Source organism: Mycoplasma sp. 4463 (genome assembly GCF_048381515.1).
GTDB lineage: Bacteria > Bacillota_I > Bacilli_A > Mycoplasmatales > Metamycoplasmataceae > Mycoplasmopsis.
On the sequence record NZ_JBLWID010000004.1, the window covers coordinates 1 to 21,405 of the forward strand.

Here is a 21,405-nt window from a genome sequence, read left to right on the forward strand (position 1 = left end):
TTGAAAAACACCCCAACATCATTGAGGTGTTATTATGTCTAATTAAACCTTCTGTCCATTTTTAGTGTCCCAGTTTAAGATAAAAATAGTGCTGATTTTTTGTATTTTTTAAAAAGCAAAAAATTTCACAAAAATCACTTAAAAATTTAATAAATGTGAAACTTTAAGGCTGAAAATATGTAAAAAATTACATTTTTTGTAAAAAAAAAAAAAAAGTTGCCTCAAAGATGATTTTTGTGCTATATATAAGTATATTTAATATGAATATTTGACTTATAAAAAAGAATAAAATAAGTGCTTTTCTAGCTTAAAAATTAATAGTTTTAGCTTCCTTAAGTATTTATTGAAAAAGGAAATTTTATGAATTTAAAAAACAAGAAAAAATGAATTCTTTTACCTTTAAGCGCAGGAGTTACAGCTCCACTTGCTTTACTTACAACAGTAAGTGCATCTGCAAATAATGAACCCCGTGAAGTGAGTTTATCACCAACAGGTAGATGAGATGAGGGTATTCAAAATTGAACAGGTAGAGAGAATATAGGAACATTCCATCCAAGTCAGACAGATTATGTATGAGAAGATTGTGATGAATATGGAACATACTATTATAAACATTGATCATGGAGTCACATAAAAGAGTTTCCTGAGTCCAAAGTAAGAGAATCTATGCAAATAGATAAAGTCGTAAATGAAGATGGTACAATTGATTGGACACTTCAGTATTTTAAACCTTTTGGTTTCGTAGAAATAGAAGGTATTGATAGTGAACAAAAAGCATATTTTGCTTTCTTTCTTACTAAAGACATACAATTAAGTTCACCTGTCGAAATTAAGAGATTCGAAAAAGATGGTTCTGATAGACTAATCACTAGTTCAGTTACGTTACAACCAGGACATGAATTATCTTCAAGTCAATTAAATCAAGTTGGTCTTGGTGGTTCTTGACATCACTATGGTACAAATGATGAGCTAACTAGATCTTCACTGGCTAAAGTTGAGTGATATAACCTTCAGAATAAACCAAGCGATAGTTCTAATCATAAGCAAAATCTTCTATTTTCGACATGAAATAAAAACGATATTAATGATCCAGGTGGTAAATTTATTGATGGTAAGAAAACATCAATTAGAGATTTTACTTACGATTATGAATTTCAAACTGCTGGATGAGATCATTCAAAATATGAGATTAAATTTAAAACAGCACCTATTCCAGGGGCACAAAAAGGTTATTTTTCAGGAGTTATGACATCTGAAAGATCACGGCAAGATGATGGTACGTACTCTAGAGTTCTTTTAAATGGTGTTAGAAAGAAAGAAACAAAGAAATTTGAAAGATATCCTGTTATTGTAGAACAAGTGTTTGAGGATATTTATGACACTACAAATATACCTACAACCAATTCAACATTAACAAAGACTATTACATCTCCAGTGGATTGATCATATAAAAAATTCACTAAAGATGTTCAAATTCCTGCGCAAAGATTAACTCCAACATCAGGTAATGCATCTTATACAGTGAAAAATGAATATTTAATAAATGATATTATTCCTGCTAGTTTGAGTGGACTTTCAAACGAGCAGAAAGCGAACTCTATTTCATTTAATCCTACTGCAATACCTGGATTTGATATTGTTTCAACAACTACGAATGTATATAGAAAAAAACTTAATAATTCATTTCTAGAAGATGCTGTAGTAGTGCAAACTATATACAGAAAAAAAGCTGATAAAACAAAACTTGAAGAAGAAATCAATTATTCGAAAGGTGATTTCTTTAATCAGCATCCATATCTTGATGCAGATGATGATTTACAAAATGCTTACAACGCAGCTTTAACAGAAGCTAAAAAAGTATTTGAAAATGATAGTGCAAGACAACCTCAAGTTAACACGGCATACCAAAGTTTAAATCAAGCAAGATTGAAATTAAATGGAAAGATAAACTTCGATAATTTCAAAGAGAAAGCCAGAAAAGTCCTTTTTGAAAGTAATCCTACTTGAGAAGAAGATGGAACTACTGTATCATTAATACCTCTAAATAAATTATTGACACTTCAAAGAGATAAAGCTTGAAATTTAATTAGTAATGCAAAAAGTATTTCAGATGCTACTCCTATTCGAACTTGAGCAGAAGAGCTTAATGATTTAAGAAAAGAATTAGAGCTATCTAAGGATATTAAAGAAAACCAAGATAATAATAATCATAGTAATTACACAGAAGCTACAACAGGTGCAAAAGAACCGAGTGATAATAAAAAAGATAATTTTGATAAAGCGATCAAAGTTGCTGAAAACTTAAAAGATATTTCAACCTACTCATCAGAATCTATTAATACAATTAAATCTGCTAAAGATGCATTAGTAAAAACTCGTAAAGCACTTAACGGATTTGATAATGTGAATGCTGCTAAAGCTGCTGCTCAACAAATTATTAATTGACTTCCAAACTTGAGTGGAACAGAAAAAAATAATGCTAATAATCAAGTTGAAAGTCAATCTACAATTGCTGGCGTTAATGATAAATTATTTGAAGCACAAAAACTTGATGCTAAAAATAAAATTGGTCAATTAAGTAACTTGACAAATACTCAAAGAGATGCTGCTAAACGTTTAATTGACTCAAAATCATCTAAAGATCAAATTGATGCCATTGTTAATAATGCAACATCTGTCAATAATGAAGTTCCAAAACTTACTGCTGCTAAAGCAATTGAAACAAATAATGAAATAAGATATACAGAAGCATCACCGACTCCAAATAAATCAAACTTTGATAATGCTATTTCAGCATTAAATGATTTAACTACATATACAGACTTTGATACAGCATATCCAAACTTACAAACTAAGTTAACTGATTTATCGAATGCAACAGATAATCTTAATGGAGTTACAAATTTAAACACAGCTAAAACAAATGCTATTGCTGCAGTTAAAGGTTTAAATTTAAGTGACACACAAAAAGATGAAGCTGAAAAACAAATTAATCAACAAACAACAATTAATTCAGTTAATGCAGTGAAAACAAATGTTGAAGGTTTATCAAATGCTAGAGCTAAATATGATGAAGCTCTTGCAGAAAAAGCTAAACCAAACTATATTGAAGCAACACCGAATCCAAATAAATCAAACTTCGATAATGCATTTGAAGCTCTTAATGGAGTAAAAGATAATACAAACTTTACTACTCCAATTAGTGATTTAAGCACTTTAGTTTCAAATATGACTAGTGCTATTCGTGATTTAAATGGAAATACAAATTTATCTACATCTAAATCAAACGCTTTAATTGAAATTGGCAAATTGACTTTCTTATCACCATCTCAAACACAACTTGCTAAAAGTCAAGTAAATGAGGCAGATACAAACTCAAGCGCTAAAGTTGATGAAATTGTTTCAAATGCAAGAAAATTAAATGCTGCACGTGAACAATTACAAATTGCTAATAACAATCATCTTAATCAACCTAACCATACAGAAGCCTCAACAACACCAAAAAATAAAAAAGTTGCTTTTGAATCAGCAAGAAATGCTGTTGATGCTATAAAAGATACAAGCGACTTTAAAACTGCTATTCCAAATATTGATAGCTTAACTACTGATTTACAAAATGCTATTAGAAATCTAGATGGAACTACAAACTTAAATAATGCAAAAACAGCTGCTAAAAATACTATTGATGGATTTAGCTCTGACACGAGAACTACAACACAAAAACAAACTGCTAAAAATGAAATTGATTCACAAAATACAATTGCTAGTGTTAATGATAAATTATTAGAAGCACAAAAACAATATGCTTTTGATCAAATTGATAATTTAACAAACTTATCAAAAGAGCAAAAACTTAAAGCAAAAGAATTAATTAGTTCAAAATCAACAAATGAAGAATTTAAAGATTTAGTAGCAGCATATAAATTAGTCAATAGTGCTCTTGCTATTCTTAATGATGCTAAAACAGCAAAGAATTCACCTAAATATACAGAAGCTTCAATAACACCAACAAACCTAAAAACAGCTTTTGATACATCATTAGGTAAAATAAATGCTTACAACTTAGAAACAGAGACAAACTTTGAATCACTTGTAAACAAAACAACACAAAGTCAATTTGATGCAGCTGCAATTGACCTTAAGAGAAAAACAACTGCTCTTGATGGGGATACAAACTTAGCAAAAGCTAAAGAGAATGCTATCAGAGATATCCAGTCATATACTAAATTAGATGAACAATCACAAAGAAATCTTGCAATAGCTACTGTAGAAAAAGAAGCAACAAACACAATTGCTAAAGTACAATCAATTAAAGCTAATGCTGAAAAACTTAATGCTGCTTTAGCTGCATTAGAAACTGCAAATGCTCAATGACAAACACCAAACCATTTACAAGCAGATACAGACATAAAAAAAGCATATGAAACTGCCAGAGGAAAAGTAGATGCAATTAAATCACAAAATAATTTCGAATATGAAACACCAAATATCCAAACATTAACAAGTGATTTAAATACTAAAACAGCTGCTCTTAACGGAAATGATAGATTAAGAAAAGCTAGAGAAGCTGCTATTGCTAAAATCAATAATGCTGCTCAAACACCTCATTTATTAGAGGTTCAAAAAACAAAAGCTATTGAAGCTATTAATAATGCACAAACTCTTGAATTAATAGATTCTATTTCTGGAAATGTAAGAGATTTAAATAATGCTATTGGTCAGCTTAAGAATAATGAAGCTGTTAAACAAACAGATGATTACAAACAATCTGAAGACGATCCACAAAGAAACTTTGATTCAGTTGTTGGAGAATTAGAATCTTGAAAATCAGTAACAGAGTTTAAACAACCGACTCCTAACTTATCTACAGATTTACAAAGATTAAAAACTACAAGAGAAGCTCTTAATGGAGATGAAAGATTACAAACTGCAAGACAAGAAGCGCTTGCTGCTATTGATGCTGCATCACACTTAACTGAAGAACAAATTACAGCTGCAAGAAATGCTGTTAATGGTTCAAATGTAGTTGCAACAATTGATGCTATTAAAGCAAATGTAAAAAATCTTGACGCTGCTAAAGCTCAATTAAAAAGAGCATTAGAAGCAGAAAAAACCGCAAACTATAAACAAGCTTCAGATGATAAAAAGCAATCATTTATTAATGCTAAAAATGCAGTTAACAACATTAAAGATCAAACAGACTTTACTCAACCAGTTAATGCTCAATTAGCTAAAAACTTAGAAAATGCTATTGCAAGTCTTAATGGTCAAGGTAGATTAACCACAGCTCAAATAGCAGCTAAAACTGCTATTGAAGGAATGTCTAATTTATCAGATGCTCAAAAAACAGCTGCTAAAGCCGCTGTTCAAGCTGCAGATAATCTTGGCTCAATCGAATCAATTAAAAACAATGCATCTAAATTAAATGATGCTTTAGGTGTTTTAAAAGATGCTATTGCAACAGAAACTACACCAAACTACACACAAGCTTCAAATCAACAAGCATTTGATGATGCTAAAAAAGCAGTTTCTGCATATTGCAATCACACTGACTTTAACAATCCAATTTCAAATATTGATAATTTAAAACAAGCATTAACTAATGCTAAAGATGCTCTTGATGGAGAAGAAAGACTTAGAACTGAAAGAGCAAAAGCTAAATCTATTATTGATAATTTACAAAACATAACACCAACTCAAGTAGCAGCTGCCAACAATTTAGCAGCAAATTCAAATGATTTAGAACAAATAAAAGCTATTGCTAAAAATGCTCAAGATATTGATTCAGCTTTAGCACAAGCTAAAGAAGATGCTAAAGTTAAGGAACAAGTTAAATATACAGAAGCAGAAGGAAGTTTACAAACTGCATTTGACAATGCACTTGATAAAGTTACTGACTTAAAACAAAAAGTTGACTTCCAAAATGCAGATGAACAGTTAACAAATAAATTAGCAAACTTAACTAATGCTAAAAATGCTCTTAATGGAGAAACGGAACTTCAAAGTAAAAAAGATGCTGCTAAAGCTCAAATTGATAAGTTATCTCCATTAGATGAAGGAATCAAAAACAAAATCAAAGAACAAATTCAAAACGCTGCAAATTCACAAGCTATAGAAGACATTAAAAATAACGCTGCAGACTTAAATGAATTAGCACAAAAACTTCAAGAAGCTAAAGAAATTATTAATTCTCCAAAATACACAGAATCAACACCTGAAGAACAGCAACAATTCAATAAAGCTAAAGAAGCAATTGAAAATGCTATTACTACAAAATCTGATGGAACAGAGCTAGTTGATAATAAACAAGAATTAATTAATAATTTAAATAGCGCAAACAATGGTTTATCTGGAGCAAACAAATTAAAAGATGCTCAAGATGCTGCTCTTGAAGAAATTGAAAACTTACAATACTTATCACAAACTCAAAAAGATAAAGCTAAACAATTAGTAAATGCAGCTACAACAGTCCAAGAAGCAAAAGACATTGCCACAAACGCAACAAATGTTGATGCTGCTATCCAACAAGTTCAAAAATTTAATGATGTTAAATCAAAACCACAATTCACAGAAGCGTCAACAACACCTACAAATAAAAAACAAGCTGCTCAAACAGCGTTTGACAACTTATCAGGTGTTGAAACAGTAACAGACTTTACAACAAGTCCTATTGCTGACATTGCAGAAAAAACGGAAGTTCTTAAAAACGCAATCGACTCACTTGATGGTAAACAAAACTTAGATGATGCAAAAGCTGCTGCTAAAACTGAAATCGAAGGATTAGAAAACTTATCAGATACACAAAAACAAGCTGCTAAAGCTGAAGTTGAGAAAAAACAAACAATTGCTGACGTTCAAGCAACTCTTGAAAATGCTAAAAAGTTAAATGTTGCTAAAGGAGCATTAAAAGCAGCAAATGAAGTTGAAAAAACAAAGGCATACATTGATGCTTCAAAAACTGCTAAAGATGCATTTGATGATGCAAAAGACAAAGTTAATGCAATTAAAGATGTTGAAGACTTCTCACAACCTATTGCAAACATCAGCACATTAACATCTAGCTTAAATAATGCAATCAGCAACTTAGATGGAGCTAGAAACTTAAAAGAAGCTCAGGATGATGCTATTGCTAAGATTGATGCTTTAACAAACTTAACAGAAGATCAAAAAGACGCTGCTAAGGATGCAATCAGAAACGTTACAACTAAAGATCAAGTAGCTAACGTGCTTTCAAATGCTCAAAAAGTTGATAATGCTATCGCTAAATCAAATGAAGCAGCTGATAAACAAAACACACCAGCTTATGCAGAAGCTTCAGATGAACCAAAAGCTAACTTTGACAAAGCTAAAGAAGCGCTTGATGCAATCAAGAACACAACAAACTTTGAAGTATTAAGTGATGATCCTGATGCACTTATTAGTGCTTTAGATGCTAAAACTGAATTACTTGATGGTTTAGCTAACTTAGCGACAGCAAAAGAAGAAGCTAAGAAAACAATTGATGGACTTAAAGGATTATCTCAAGGTCAAAAAGATTTAATTAAAGTCGCTATTGAAGATGAATCAACAAATTCAAAACAATTAATCGATCAAATCCTTAATAATGCTGCTAAATTAAAAGAATTAGTTGATGCATTAGAGGCTGCTAAAACAAAACAAACAACTCCTGATTACACAGAAGCTGATGAAGATAAACAAACTGCATTTACTAATGCTAAAGACGCTATCAACCAAGCTATTGCAAGCTTTACAGATCCAAAACAACCAATTGCCAACGCAGATAATTTATTATCAGATATGACATTAGCAACTGGAAAATTAAATGGAGATGATAAATTAACTGCAGCTAAAACTGAAGCAATTAAAGAAATTGATAAATTAAACAAGTTAACACCAGCTCAAAAAGACACTGCTAAAGATTTAATTAAATCTGAAGACACAAATACACTTGCAAAAGTACAAGACATTATTAATAATGCAAAATTATTAAACAATGCATTAGCTACACTTGAAGCTGCTAACGACAAATTAGATAAAGTGGATTACACACAAGCTTCAGATACTGTTAAAGATACATTTGATAAAGCTAAAGACGCTGTAAATGCAATCAAAGATACAATGAACTTTGAAAACAAAGTACAAGACATTGAATTATTATCAAGCAAATTAGCAAATGCTATTAGTAACCTTGATGGTAAAGATAGATTAGCTAAAGCTAAAGAAAAAGCTAATAAAGATATTGATGCATTACAAAACATCTCAGAAACACAAAAAGATGCTGCTAAAGCTAAAGTTGAAGAACAAAGCACAATCGACAATGTAAAAAACATTGTTGCAAATACAAAAGCAGTTGATGCTGCTCTAGGAACAATTAAAGAGATTGTTCCAGTTAAAGAAAAAGTTCAATTCAAAGAAGCTGATGCAGACAAACAAAATGCATTAACTACTGCATTAGATAATTTAATTTCATTGGAAAGCAAAGAAGACTTCCAGAACGCTGTAGAAAACTTACAAGATAAAGTGCAAACTCTTAAAAATGCTCATAAAGCGTTAAACGGAGATTCAAACTTAGCAAAAGCTAAAGCAAATGCTATTGCTGCTATTGATAAGTTAAGCTACTTATCAGAAGCACAAAAATCTGATGCTAAAGCTGATATTAATGCTAAAGAAGCTATTGTAGATGTAAATAACATTGTAAACAATGCTACTTTAATGAATAATGCTAAAAAAGCTCTAGATAAAGCTTCTAAAGCAGAAAAAACAATTGCTTACACAGAAGCTTCAGAACAACCAAAAGCTAACTTTGATGCAGCTAAAGCTAATGTAGAAGCAATTAAAGATATTACCAACTTTAATGAGTCAGTAGATAATATCGTTGATTTAACAAATAAATTAAACAATGCAATTGCTGCTCTTGATGGAAGTGCAAGCTTAGATGCTGCTAAAGAAGAAGCTCTTAAAGAAGTTGCTAAACTTTCATACTTATCAGATGAACCAAATTCATCAGATTCAGAAAAATTCAAAGCTTCTGAAGCTATTAAAAACGCTACAGATGCTGAATCATTAGAAAAAGCTATTGAAGATGCTAAAGTTTTAAACAAAGCTAACTACGATAAAAAAGTAAACGAATTAAACGATTTAACGAACCAATACTTACAAAGTACATATGGAACAGATGCTTCAAACAAACATAGAGAAAATGTTGTTAAAGCAATTAATGAATTTAATTCAAAAGCATTCTCAGATGCAAATGGAGAAGCTACTATAGCTAAAGCTCAAAACTTACTTGATTTAGTTGATTCAATCACAACAAACAAATCAAGAAATAACTTTGAAGCATTAGCTGACGCTTCAGAACTTGCTAATATCGATACTTTAACAAACGCTGTAATTAAACACAATTACTTTGAAACATCTACAAAAGATAAGAATAAACTTAACTCAACAGACCTTAAAAACATTAAACAATTAGTTTCTAAGGCTGGAGATATTCAAGGATTAAACGTGCTTACAACAGCTATTACTAAAGCATTAAAAGACAACTCACCAATGGTGATTTGACTATACTTTATAGCAGCTTCAGTTGCAACTTGATTAATTGGTATGTTAATCTTTGTATTCGGTAGAAAGAAATAAGAAGTTAATAAACAATCAAAATCAATCAGTACTAGATAAAGATAGTGCTGATTTTTTTGCATTTTTTAAAAACCAAAAAATTTCATAAATGTGAAACCACCCCAACAACATTGAGGTGTTATTATGTCTAATTAACCTTTCTGTCCACTTTTAGTGTCCCTGTTTATTTCTTTTGTTTAGAATTTTCACAAGAAGCAACAAATGTCACAGGAATTAATGTCATACCTGAATTTGATACAATTTTCAAAAAAGTTTTAATGTTTTCATAATTCTACAATTTAATATATAATGAATCTATATATATATATATATATATATATTACAGAATAGTTATATATATATATATATATAGAATAGGAGATATGTATGAAAAACAAAGCATTTAAAAAGGGTCTTTTAATTGTGCCTGCATCAGCACCATTAATAGGACTTACTTTGACTCTTTCAGCAAATCATTCAAAACAAGATGTGAATGTTGCAATCAATAATGATAATTATGTGTTTGATAAAGTTAATTCTAATATTTCAGATGATATTTGAACAGGTTATGATAATTATAGTAATGGCACAGTCCATAGGTGATACAACTCTTTAGATGCAAATGGAGTAACTAATTTAAGCCAAACTGGAAATAATAAGCTTAAATGAAGTGCAACTGGCGATGCATGGTATAGATTATTCGATGCTTCAACCCCAGGTTTACCATCGAATATTAATCAAACTAATTGAAACGGTGAGGGTTTTGCTAATGAAATTGGTAATATGTATTCTTGAGAAAGAGATGGTGCTTCATCATTATTACCTGATAACACTGGTTCTTGATGAAATGGAAATGGATATAATCCATTAACTAATACTAAAAAAGTTAAAGTTGGTGTTAACTTAACTAATGCTGATACAAATAATGACTTTTTTACTGCTGGAATTTACTTTTCTGACGATATTAGATTAGTTGGTGATATCAAGATTCACTTATTTGTTAAAGAAGATAGTAGCAGTGTTAATATTGATCAAACTGAAGGTAAATTAACTACATATACTATAAATATCAATGATAATCCAAAAGCCAATATTGGCAAAATGGAAATAAGCCCATGAATAGGTAAAACGCAACAATTAACTAGCGCAGATAAATCAGTTAGTACAACCATAAATGGTAAGTCAAAAATGGCTTACATTAGTGACTATGCTTATTTACCATATTATGATCATATTCCTGATGAGTACAAAAATAATATGTCAGATGTAAATAAAAATCAAAGAAACTGATGACAAAACACTAGACAACAAGGAAGTAATGAACTTTATGATGTTTTAATTAGAGGTTATACTCCACAAGCGGTAAGAAATTCTAAATTTACTTTCACAACCGATAAATACAATAAAGTTGCTTTTGGTTTATTTCAACACTCAATAATTAGGGATAAGACTCCTGTTATTACTAAAAATAATATAACTCAAAATCAAGGAGGTTTATTTGTTTTTAGAGTTAATACAAGTACATCACATAATGAAATTGTTGCAGGAGCTGTAGTTGAATTAGAAATGAAACCATTCAATAATTCAACTGAACCTTTTAATCAATTATATGCTGGTAATACTGGTTCAACCACTGAAAAGAAAACATATTTTGGAGTTTCAGAATATAGAAATTTAAATAATAGAGATGAACACAAGGTTATTGGTGGATTTATTAAAATGGCTGATCGGAAACAGTCATATTTAAAGAAATTTAATACTGAAGAAAAAATTCAAAATGATCTTGAATTTTACGATCAAGTAACTGATGGAATTCCACAAGCTAATTTATCTATTTCTGAAAACGGAAATAGTGCTTTTGCATACAATATAGATAAAAATGGTGTTTCTTATGACAATAAAAATGTAATTAGAACCAGAAATATTTATCAAGATTATAAAAAATACAATAACTTGGATAATTTACGTCTAAATGCTTCTTTTGTTCCAGGTTCAGATACCAAAAAATGAAGAATGATTACTAAATCCTCAACTGCTTCTGCGTCAACTACTTTTGGAAGAGAGTATCTTGATTTTGCACCGATTGAATACACATTTACAGATTTAGAATATCTTAAAAGATATATTCAATCTAAAAAATGATTAACTAAAGGTGAAAAAGATGCTTTAACTAGATATGTTGAAGCTGATACTTCTTTTAATGTTGATAATGAATTTACAGATACAGATGCTAAAAATAGTTGAAAAAACAAAATTGATACAATTGATGATTTACAAAAATCAATAGAAGAAAAATATAAAGAGGTTCGTGAATTTCCACTTAATACTGAAATTTATGATAGTGATTGAAATACAATTGCCACAAACAAAATGCTTTATGCTTTAGCTGATATCTCAGTTAAAGAAAGTTTAGAAGATTTTATTGACACAAATTCTAGCATTATTAAACTTAAATCTGATGAATATAATGATGATCCAAAAGCACAAGATAGAAGTAATTCAAGTAAATATAGTACATTAGAATCATTTGATTTTTTAAGTCGAATTTTACAAACAATTAAAAAAGTTTTAGGCGATAGACTTGATGCAATTCTAACTTCTGGTAAAAATAATTTAAATTCTCTATATAGCAAATTGAATGATTACGAAATTACAAAAGCTAATTCTCAAACTTATTCAACAAATAATACAAGAGCAACTAATTTGTTAACTAATAATCTTATTCAAAATGTTATTAATACTTTAACAACTGAAGAACAAGTTAAAACATTTGACTCAACAAAATCAAAGCCTTATGAATCTAATATTAAGAATGTTTTAGATACTATTGCAAATTTAAATTCTCTTGTCACAGAAAAAAATAATTTAAAAACTCAAATTTTAGAGCAACAAAAACCTCAAAATGATTTTAAAAATTATGCTGTTTTTACAAAATCAACCAATTCTATTAATTTAAATTCTTTTGATACTTTTGATGCAAATTTAAAAGATGCAAATAATAAGACAATTCCAAACATTTTTGAATCAACTAGCATGTTAACCACTTTTTACACTAATGGAAAAAATACTTTACAACAAAATTGAATCAATAAATTAACTGGTGATGAACTTAATGGAGCTGTTGAAGAATTTAAAAAAGAAATCAACAATTTTACTTTCTTAAATGGAAATAAAACTATTGGTGAAAAATTCTATATCATTAATTCTCTAGAAGGAAAATTGGGATGAAAAGGTCCTTTTACCTATAATGCTCAAACTAAAACTTTAGCAATTAATGCAAATTATTATTCAATTATTAATGATGAAATGCAAATTGCATTTGATATGGCAATAGAAAATGCCAAAGATCAAATTAATAGTCTTACTTATTTAAGTAAAGATGAAAAAGATAATGTTAAACAATTAATTGGACAAGCTCAATTGTATAAAGATACTTATGTAGCTGATGAAGACTATTCTAATAAAGTTCTAATCGGTTCAGATAAAAATATCAAAACTATTGTCGATAAATGAACTGATATTAATAATGAACGTGAAAAAATTAAAGATTATAGTGCTACTTTTGGTTATCCAGATAAAAACATTAAACCTTCAACTGCAAAACAAGGTTTAATTACTACTGATAGTATTGATCCTAATAAGCAAGGGGTAGAAACTAAAATTATTGGTATTAAAGCTGATGATAATGCTGGTACTTTAGTAGTTACTTATAAAATTCTTAAATCAAGTGATAAAGACAACATCTATACAGAAAATAAAACTTATAAAATTACTGGTTTTAGTGATGAACAATCAAGAATTGAAACTTTAAGCGCTACTCCAGAATATAAAGATCCGAGTCAAAAATCAAATATTCAAGCCTCAACTGTGGTAAAAGCAAATAAAGCAAATATTGATATTGTTTGACAATTACCAACTAATACAAAAATTTATGAAAATAGTGTTAAGTATCTTGGTTATAACGATATAACTGGCAAAATTAAAATTGCTTATAAATTGCAATCTAACAAAGATGTTAATGCAATTTCAACAGAAAAGACTGCAGAAATAACTGGTTTTCAAAATGAGGTAACTAGATTAAATAATTTAGTAAATCAAGATTCTAATGCAAATAAAATTACTAATATAAAAATTGTTTCTAATCCAATTAAACGTGCTTCAGATTCAACATTAAATACTGATTATAATGTTAATTTAATTGATTCTAATTTTGCTAATGCTAATAAAATTAGTTTAACAAATGTGAATCAAACTTCAACTGATGATGATTCTGGTTCAGTTACTTATACATATAAATTTAAGACTACAAGATTAGCGAGTGATCTTGTAACAATTGAAGGGCAAACTGTAAATAATAACAATATTTATAGTAATGTAACTAATCCTCAAACTAGAGCTGGTTTCTTAACTCAAGCTCAATATGAACAAAATCAAAAAGATGCAAAGAAAAAAGCAATTGATAATTATCAATATTTAAATGATGCACAAAAAAATGCTATTAAAGAAGCGATTCAAAATGCTTCAATTGATCAATTAGACCAAAAAGTTTCTGATGCAAATGATTTAAATAATGCAATGAAAGCTTACATTGACGCAACTAATAATATTGAAACAATTAAAAAAGGCACAAATTATACTCAAGCAGACAATCAAAGTGCTTTAGATGATGCAGTAAATCAACAAAAAACTGATGTTGATAAGACTAAAGGATCTAATTTATCATTAGAAGAAGTTAAAAAGAGAACTAAAGCAATTCAAGATGCAATTAGTAATTTAAACGGTGAAGAAAGATTACAAGAAGCTAAAGAAAAAGCAATTGCTAAAGTTAATTCCGATTATTCATCATTAACTGATAAACAAAAAGAAAAAGCAATTGCTTTAATTAATGCTAAAAATACCATTGCAGATGTTAACAGTCAAGATGCAACTAATAATGCGTTAAATTCATCAATGAAAACCTTGCGTGATTACATCACGAAACAAAATACTGTTGTAACAGGTGGCGATTATATTTACACAACAAATGATTTAAGATCTGCTTATGATGGTAATCCTGCTAAAAATAATGGTCAAAAAGGTGGCGCAATTAAAAAAGCAGAAGATTTATTAACTGCTTTAAATACTAAAAATAATTCTGACTTGATGAATAAAACTAATGTTGACTCAATGAATACTGAAATTCAAAATGCAATTAATAATTTAAATGGTCAACAACGTTATAATGATGAATTAACTAGATTAAATTCATTACAAACTGCAACTGCCAAAGTTAAAGATAATTCAAAAAATACTAAAACTGCTAGTGAAATTACTAAAGATGATGTTGAATTTAACGATTCTACAATCCCTGCAGATGTTAAACCAGTTGATTGAGTTATTTCAAATCGAAATGAACTAACAGGTAAATTAGACTTAAGTTACAAATATCAATCAACTAAGGAAAATCTTGAAAGTATCCAATCAAGTAAAACTTATATTTTAAATAATGATAATGCCTTAAGCACTTTAACTGAACAAGAAAGAGTAGATGCTATTTTAGCTGATTCAAATAATTCATTTACTATTGATGAAAGTGATACTAACGTAATTGACAGAAATCAATTGCCAAGTGAAGTTGCTAAAGAAGCTATAAAAGCGTTTAACAATCCAGCAAACTTAGATGTTGAAGGTTATTTAAACAGTATTCAATTATCGCCAAACAATGATAATGGTACATTAGATATAACATTCAAAATTGCTTCTACCAAAGCAATATTCAATTCAAATAATGACCCACAAAATCCAGCGGTTGTTTCAACTAACACAAGAACAATTACTTTAAGAGGTTTTAAAACCACTTTACAAGCTGAAAAAGAAAAAGTTGCCCAATACATTAATAACAATGTTCCTGAAGCAAAAAAACAAACTTTATTAGATGAATTAGAAAAAGCCAATAATCTTAATGAAGTAGCTAAAGTTCAAGTTAAAGCAGAAATTGAAAAAGCTATTGCTGATGCAACAAATAATTACCCTTATTTAAATAACAATCAATTAGAAGCTTATAAAGCGGATTTAAAATCAGCTAAGTCAACCGAAGCAATTCAATCTCGTAGCACAACAGCAAGCACATTAAATGCAAAAATGAATGAATTAAGTGATGCTGTTAAAGCTGAATTAACCGCTTTAACTAAAAAGACAGTTGAAGATGATCAAAACAATGATGCTAAAACAGCTATTGTTTATACTTTAGCAGATGCTAATAAAAAACAAGCTTATGATGATGCTTTATCTGCAGCTCAAGAATTACTTAATAAAACTAATGGCGCTAACTCAGAATTAAGTGCTGTTGAAACAGTATTAAGCAATTTAAAAACTGCTTATGGTGAGTTAAATGGTGATCAAAACCAAAATGCATTAAACAAAAGAATTGATACTTTAAACAATTTAACTCCTAAACAAAAACAAGCTATCAAAGATAAAATTGATGAAGCCGCTAATAAAGAAGAAGCAAACAAAATTATTGAAGCAGCTAAAAACTTAGATAAAGCTATTAGTGATCTTAAAGCTAAAATAGCTGAAGCTGAAAGTAAAAAAGATAAACTTGAATATACAGGTGATACAACAAGTAACCAAGCTAAATTTGACCAAGCAATTCAAGATGCTAAAAAAGCCTTAGAAGGCTATGAAACAGCTGATTTAAGTAATTTAAACAAAGATCAAATTGCTAAAAAAACCGGTGAAATTAACACTCAAACGTCAACCTTAAATGATGCAATTGATGCCTTAGATGGATTTAGAAACAAATTCAAAGAAGATCTTAATAATTGAGAATTATTAGATGCTAGTCAAATTAAAGCTTTACAAAACAAAGTTGATAATTTACAAAAACAACCAACACAAGAAGAAAAAACAAGCATCCTTCAAGAAGGATTAAGTTTAAGTAATACCAAAGCGTCAAACAAAATTAATAAGAATAATTATGCAAATCTTTCAAGTGAAGAAATTACTGAATTATTAGGAAAAGTTAATAGTGCTGCACTTGATGAAACTCAAGGTCACAAATATGACGCTGCTGTTAAAGCGGTAATTCAAGAAGCTGAACAATTAAATCAAAATAAACAAGCAGCTATTAACGCAATTAATGATTTAAGTGATTTAACAAAAGACCAAAAAACTGTATTTGAAAATCAGGTTAAAACATCGACAACATCACAAGCTTCAACAGTTCAAGAATCTGCTACAGCTTTAAATACTGCTATTTTAGAAGCTAAGAACGTTGTAAAAGAACAAATTCAAAAATTAGCAAACGATGGCCAATTAACCTATGAAACAGCTAAATCAGCAAATAAAGTTGCTGACAAATATAGATTAGCTGATTCATCATTAAAAGCAACATATGATGCTAAATTAGAAGCTTTAAATAATTTAATTGTTAAAGATAATGTTTCAAAAACAGAAATTGACAATGCTAAAGAAGAATTAATTTCTGCTTACAATGGACTTAATGGTGAAGAAAACAAAAACAAAAAAGCTAAAGAAGTTGATAAACTTGATAATTTATCAAAAGATCAAAAAGATAAAATTAAAGACTTATTAAATAATGCTACTGATGAAGAAGCTGCACAAAAAATCTTAGAAAAAGCTCAAAAATTAAACTTAGATCTTGGCGATTTAGAAAAACAAATTACTTCTACAGAAGCTAAAGTTGCAACAAGTATTTATACCAACGATGCGCAAGACAGAAAAGAAGCTATTGATCAAGCCTTGAAAAATGCTAAAGATAAATTAGCAGAATTAAAAGCTAAAGATTTAAGCAATGCAACTGATGATTCATTAAATGGTTTAGCTGACGAAGCAAACCAAAGTAAAGAAGTCTTAAAAACTGCTGATGAAGCCCTTGATGGAAATAGAGAAGTATTAAGAAATGACATTAAGAATCATTTCCCAAGTCTAAACGAAAACCAAAAAGGATTATTGAAAGCTGAAATTGAAAAATTACCAAAAGTTCCAACACAAGAAGAAACACAAGCTGTTTATAACAAAGCTCTTAAATATGCACAAACTAATGCCAAAGATGAATTGGCTAAACTAGATAATTTAACTAAAGCTGAAAAAGATACATATATTGCTAAAATTGATGCTGCCACATTAGATAAGACAAATGAAGATTTTGCTATTAATGTTAAAAATCTTTTAGATCAAGCCAAATCTGACGAAGCAGCTAAAGCCAAAGCTATTGAAACAATTAATAATTTAACTAACTTAAATCCGGCTCAAAAATCATCCTTAACTGAAGAAGTCAAAAATAACCAAGCAAGTGAAGCTAATAATATTGTTGAAAAAGCTAAAGAAATTGATGGCAAAATGAAAGCTTACAAAGATATTGCTGAAGTTGACAAAACAAGTGTTGATTATGTTGAAGCTGACGAAGATCGTCAAGTTAAATACAATAATCAAGTAGCAATTAGAGCTGAAGATTTAGGTGATAATGGAACTAATTTAAGTGTTGAGCAAATTGATACTAAAATCACTGAACTAAATAATGCAATCAATGGATTAAACGGTGAAGAAAAAGTTGCTCAAGCTAAAGAAAATGCTATTGCTAAAATTAATGGTGAAAATCCAATTTACACTAACTTAACTGATCAACAAAAAGAAGAAGCAATTGCTAAAATTAATGAGCAAAATTCAGTTGCCGATGTAAATAGTGTTGACGCAAATAATGCGTTAGTTAATGGTACAATGGCTACACTTGATCAATACTTAAACAACGAAACTAAGATTAAAAACGATATTAATTACACAGGTTCAGAAGAAGATTTAAGAAAAGCATATGACGATGCTATTCAAGCCTTAAAAGACTATAAAACAGCTTTAAACGAACCGAGTGATAACACAAAAGACATCTTAAGCAATGACAAGATTGAAGAAAAAATCAATGCGGTTCATGAAGCAATTAATAACTTAAATGGTAAAGAACACATTAAAACAGTTAGAGCTGAAGAAATTGCTAAAATTAATGCTTTAGAAAACATTAATGATGCTCAAAAATTAGCTTTAATTGCTAAAGTTGATAAAGCCACAACTCCTGAAGATGTTAGAGCTGTAACTGAAGAAGCAGCAGCATTAGATGAAAAAATGGCTGAGCTTAAACAAGCAGTCGCTGACAATCAAGATACACCTAATAGTGTTGATTATAAAAACGCAACCGAAGTAAAAATGCGTGAATTTGATAAAGCGTTTAATGATGCAAGCAATTTAGCTGATAAAGAAAATGGAAGCGCTGAATTAAGTATTGACAACATAGATTCATTAATTGAAAAATTAAATGTTGCTGCTCAAAATCTTGACGGTGATGAAAAAATCAATAACAAAAAAGCTGAAGCAAGAAGCTTAATTAATGGTCTTGAACATCTTAATGACGCTCAAAAAACAGCTTTAATTGAAGAAGTTGATAAAGCTAAATTGTTAGCTAATGTTGACAAAGTGGTTGATAAGGCGCAAACATTGAACAATGCTATGGGTCAATTAAAAGAAACAGCTAAGGCAATTAATGATGAATTAACTCAACCAGACAATCCTAAATATGTTGCAGCTTCTCAAGAACCAAAAGCCAACTATGATGAAGCTAAAACCAAAGTTGATGAATTAATCAGTAAACAAGGTTCAAATGAAGACGTTGCTAAAGTGTTAGAATTAAAAAAAGCATTAATTGATGCAAAAAATGCTCTTGACGGTGATAAAAACTTTGAATATGCTAAAGAAAAGGCGATTGAAAAAGTTAATAAAAATAACAACTTAACTCCTGCTGAAAAACAAGCTTTAATAGATCAAGTTAAAGACTTAGCTATTCCTTCTAATTCAGATAATGCTGATGAAGTTCAAAACTTCAAAGACAATTTAGATAAAATCGTTAATAAAGCAGACTTAATTAATAATGTTAAAAACAATGCTAATTTAACACCTGAACAAAAAACAGATTTAATCGACGATATTGAAAAAGCTAATGTTGATGATAAATTAAACAATGAAGCTAGCAAAAATTCATATAGTGATACATTAGACAAGATTAAAACTAAAGAAAAAGCTTATGAAAGAATTAACGCTACTGATGACTCTCAATTAAACACTGAAGATAAAGCGAAATTAAGTGATAATATCAGTCAATTAGACCCTAGAGATAAAACATTTGCTGATCAATTAGCTAATGAAGAACTTAAAGAAAATAAAATTAAAGAAATCAGAAGCAATCCTAATTTAACTGATGATCAAAAAACACAATTAATTGATGAAGTTGCTAACTTAAACAATAAACAATCTGATTTAGTTGATCAAATTGCTAACATTGATCAAAAAGCTAAACTAATTGAAAAAATTCAAACTAATGAACACATTAGCGATGAAGATAAAAACAAATTAGTAAATGAAGTAATTAATGTCCCTCATGATGACAGTAAATTAACTGATAAATTAAATAACATTGAATCTAAATTGAATTTAATTGACCAAATTAAACAAAACCCTAATTTAGATGAAAATACTAAAGAAGCTTTAATTGATCAAGTTCATAACTTAGCAAAAGATTCAGATAATTTTGATGCTGAAGCAGATAATATTTCAGCTAAAGTTAAAGCTATTGAACAAATTAAAGCAAATGATGAGTTAACTAAAGAAAATAAAGCAAATCTAGTTGATGAAATTATTGACTTAGATAACAATCAAACCAAATCAAGTCTTGATTATCAAATTAGTAATGTTGATAAAAAAGCTGAACTTTACGAACAAATTAACCAATCAGACTTACCACAAGCTCAAAAAGATGCATTAATTGCTGAATTAGACCCAATTAACGCTAATAGCGAAAATGCTTTAGTAAGCTTTGACAACATCAAAGATCAATTAAATAAATTAAGCAAAATTAATAATGATCAAACTTTAAGTGACAATGATAAAGCTAAATTAGTTGAAGATGTTTTAGCTAACAATCCAACTGAACAAAACTACAATGAAATAGCTAAAAATATTGATAAAAAACAAGAAGCAATTGATCAAATTAGACAAAATCCAAACTTAACACAAGAACAAAAAGATTCAATTTCTCAAAACATTACAGAATTAGATGAAACAAGCGAAGAATTTACTAATAAATTAACCAATGAAAAAGCTAGATTAGACTTAATTGATCAATTACATCAAGAAGCTAAAGACAACAAAATTTCTGATGAAACCAGAGATAAATTAATTAGCGAAACATTGAATTTAACTAATGATTCAAGCTTTATAAATAACTTAAATAATGTTAAAGCTAAAGACAAATTAATTCAACAAGTTAAAGCGAGCGACGTGCTTAATGACACAACCAAAGCAACATTAATTAATAACATTTTGGATAATAATGCTACAAGCACAGAATTTAATAATAAACATAATCAAATTGCTCAATTATATGTTGATGCTGAAGAATTGGCTAAAGCTAAAAATGATTTAGTGGATTTAACCAAATCTAAGAAATTTGAAAAATTCACTAAATATCAAAAAGATGCAATTAATAAAGCAATTGCTGATTCAGATGAAATTTTAAATAATCTTAACTCTCATAACAATGAAGATGTAGTTAAACAAACAACTATGGATAAAAGATTAAAAGAAATATCACCAATCTTAATCTGACCATACTTTGTAGCTGTTTCAGCTGCAACTTGATTAATTGGTATGTTAATCTTTGTATTTGGTAGAAAGAAAAAATAAGAAGTTAATTAACAATTAATAAGCAATCAAAATGAATCAGTGCTAGATAAAAATAGTGCTGAT

2 protein-coding genes are annotated in these 21,405 nt (G+C 29.0%); both read left to right on the forward strand.

What is annotated here, in order from left to right:
* Positions 1-360: 360 nt before the first annotated feature.
* Positions 361-9,636, forward strand: coding sequence for a hypothetical protein (locus ACNF36_RS00615; protein WP_418303373.1), 9,276 nt, complete (start codon positions 361-363; stop codon positions 9,634-9,636).
* Positions 9,637-10,002: 366 nt separating this feature from the next.
* Positions 10,003-21,342 (forward strand): lipoprotein 17-related variable surface protein, encoded by an 11,340-nt coding sequence (locus tag ACNF36_RS00620; protein ID WP_418303374.1) that lies wholly within the window; start codon positions 10,003-10,005, stop codon positions 21,340-21,342.
* The last annotated feature ends 63 nt before the right edge of the window (positions 21,343-21,405 follow it).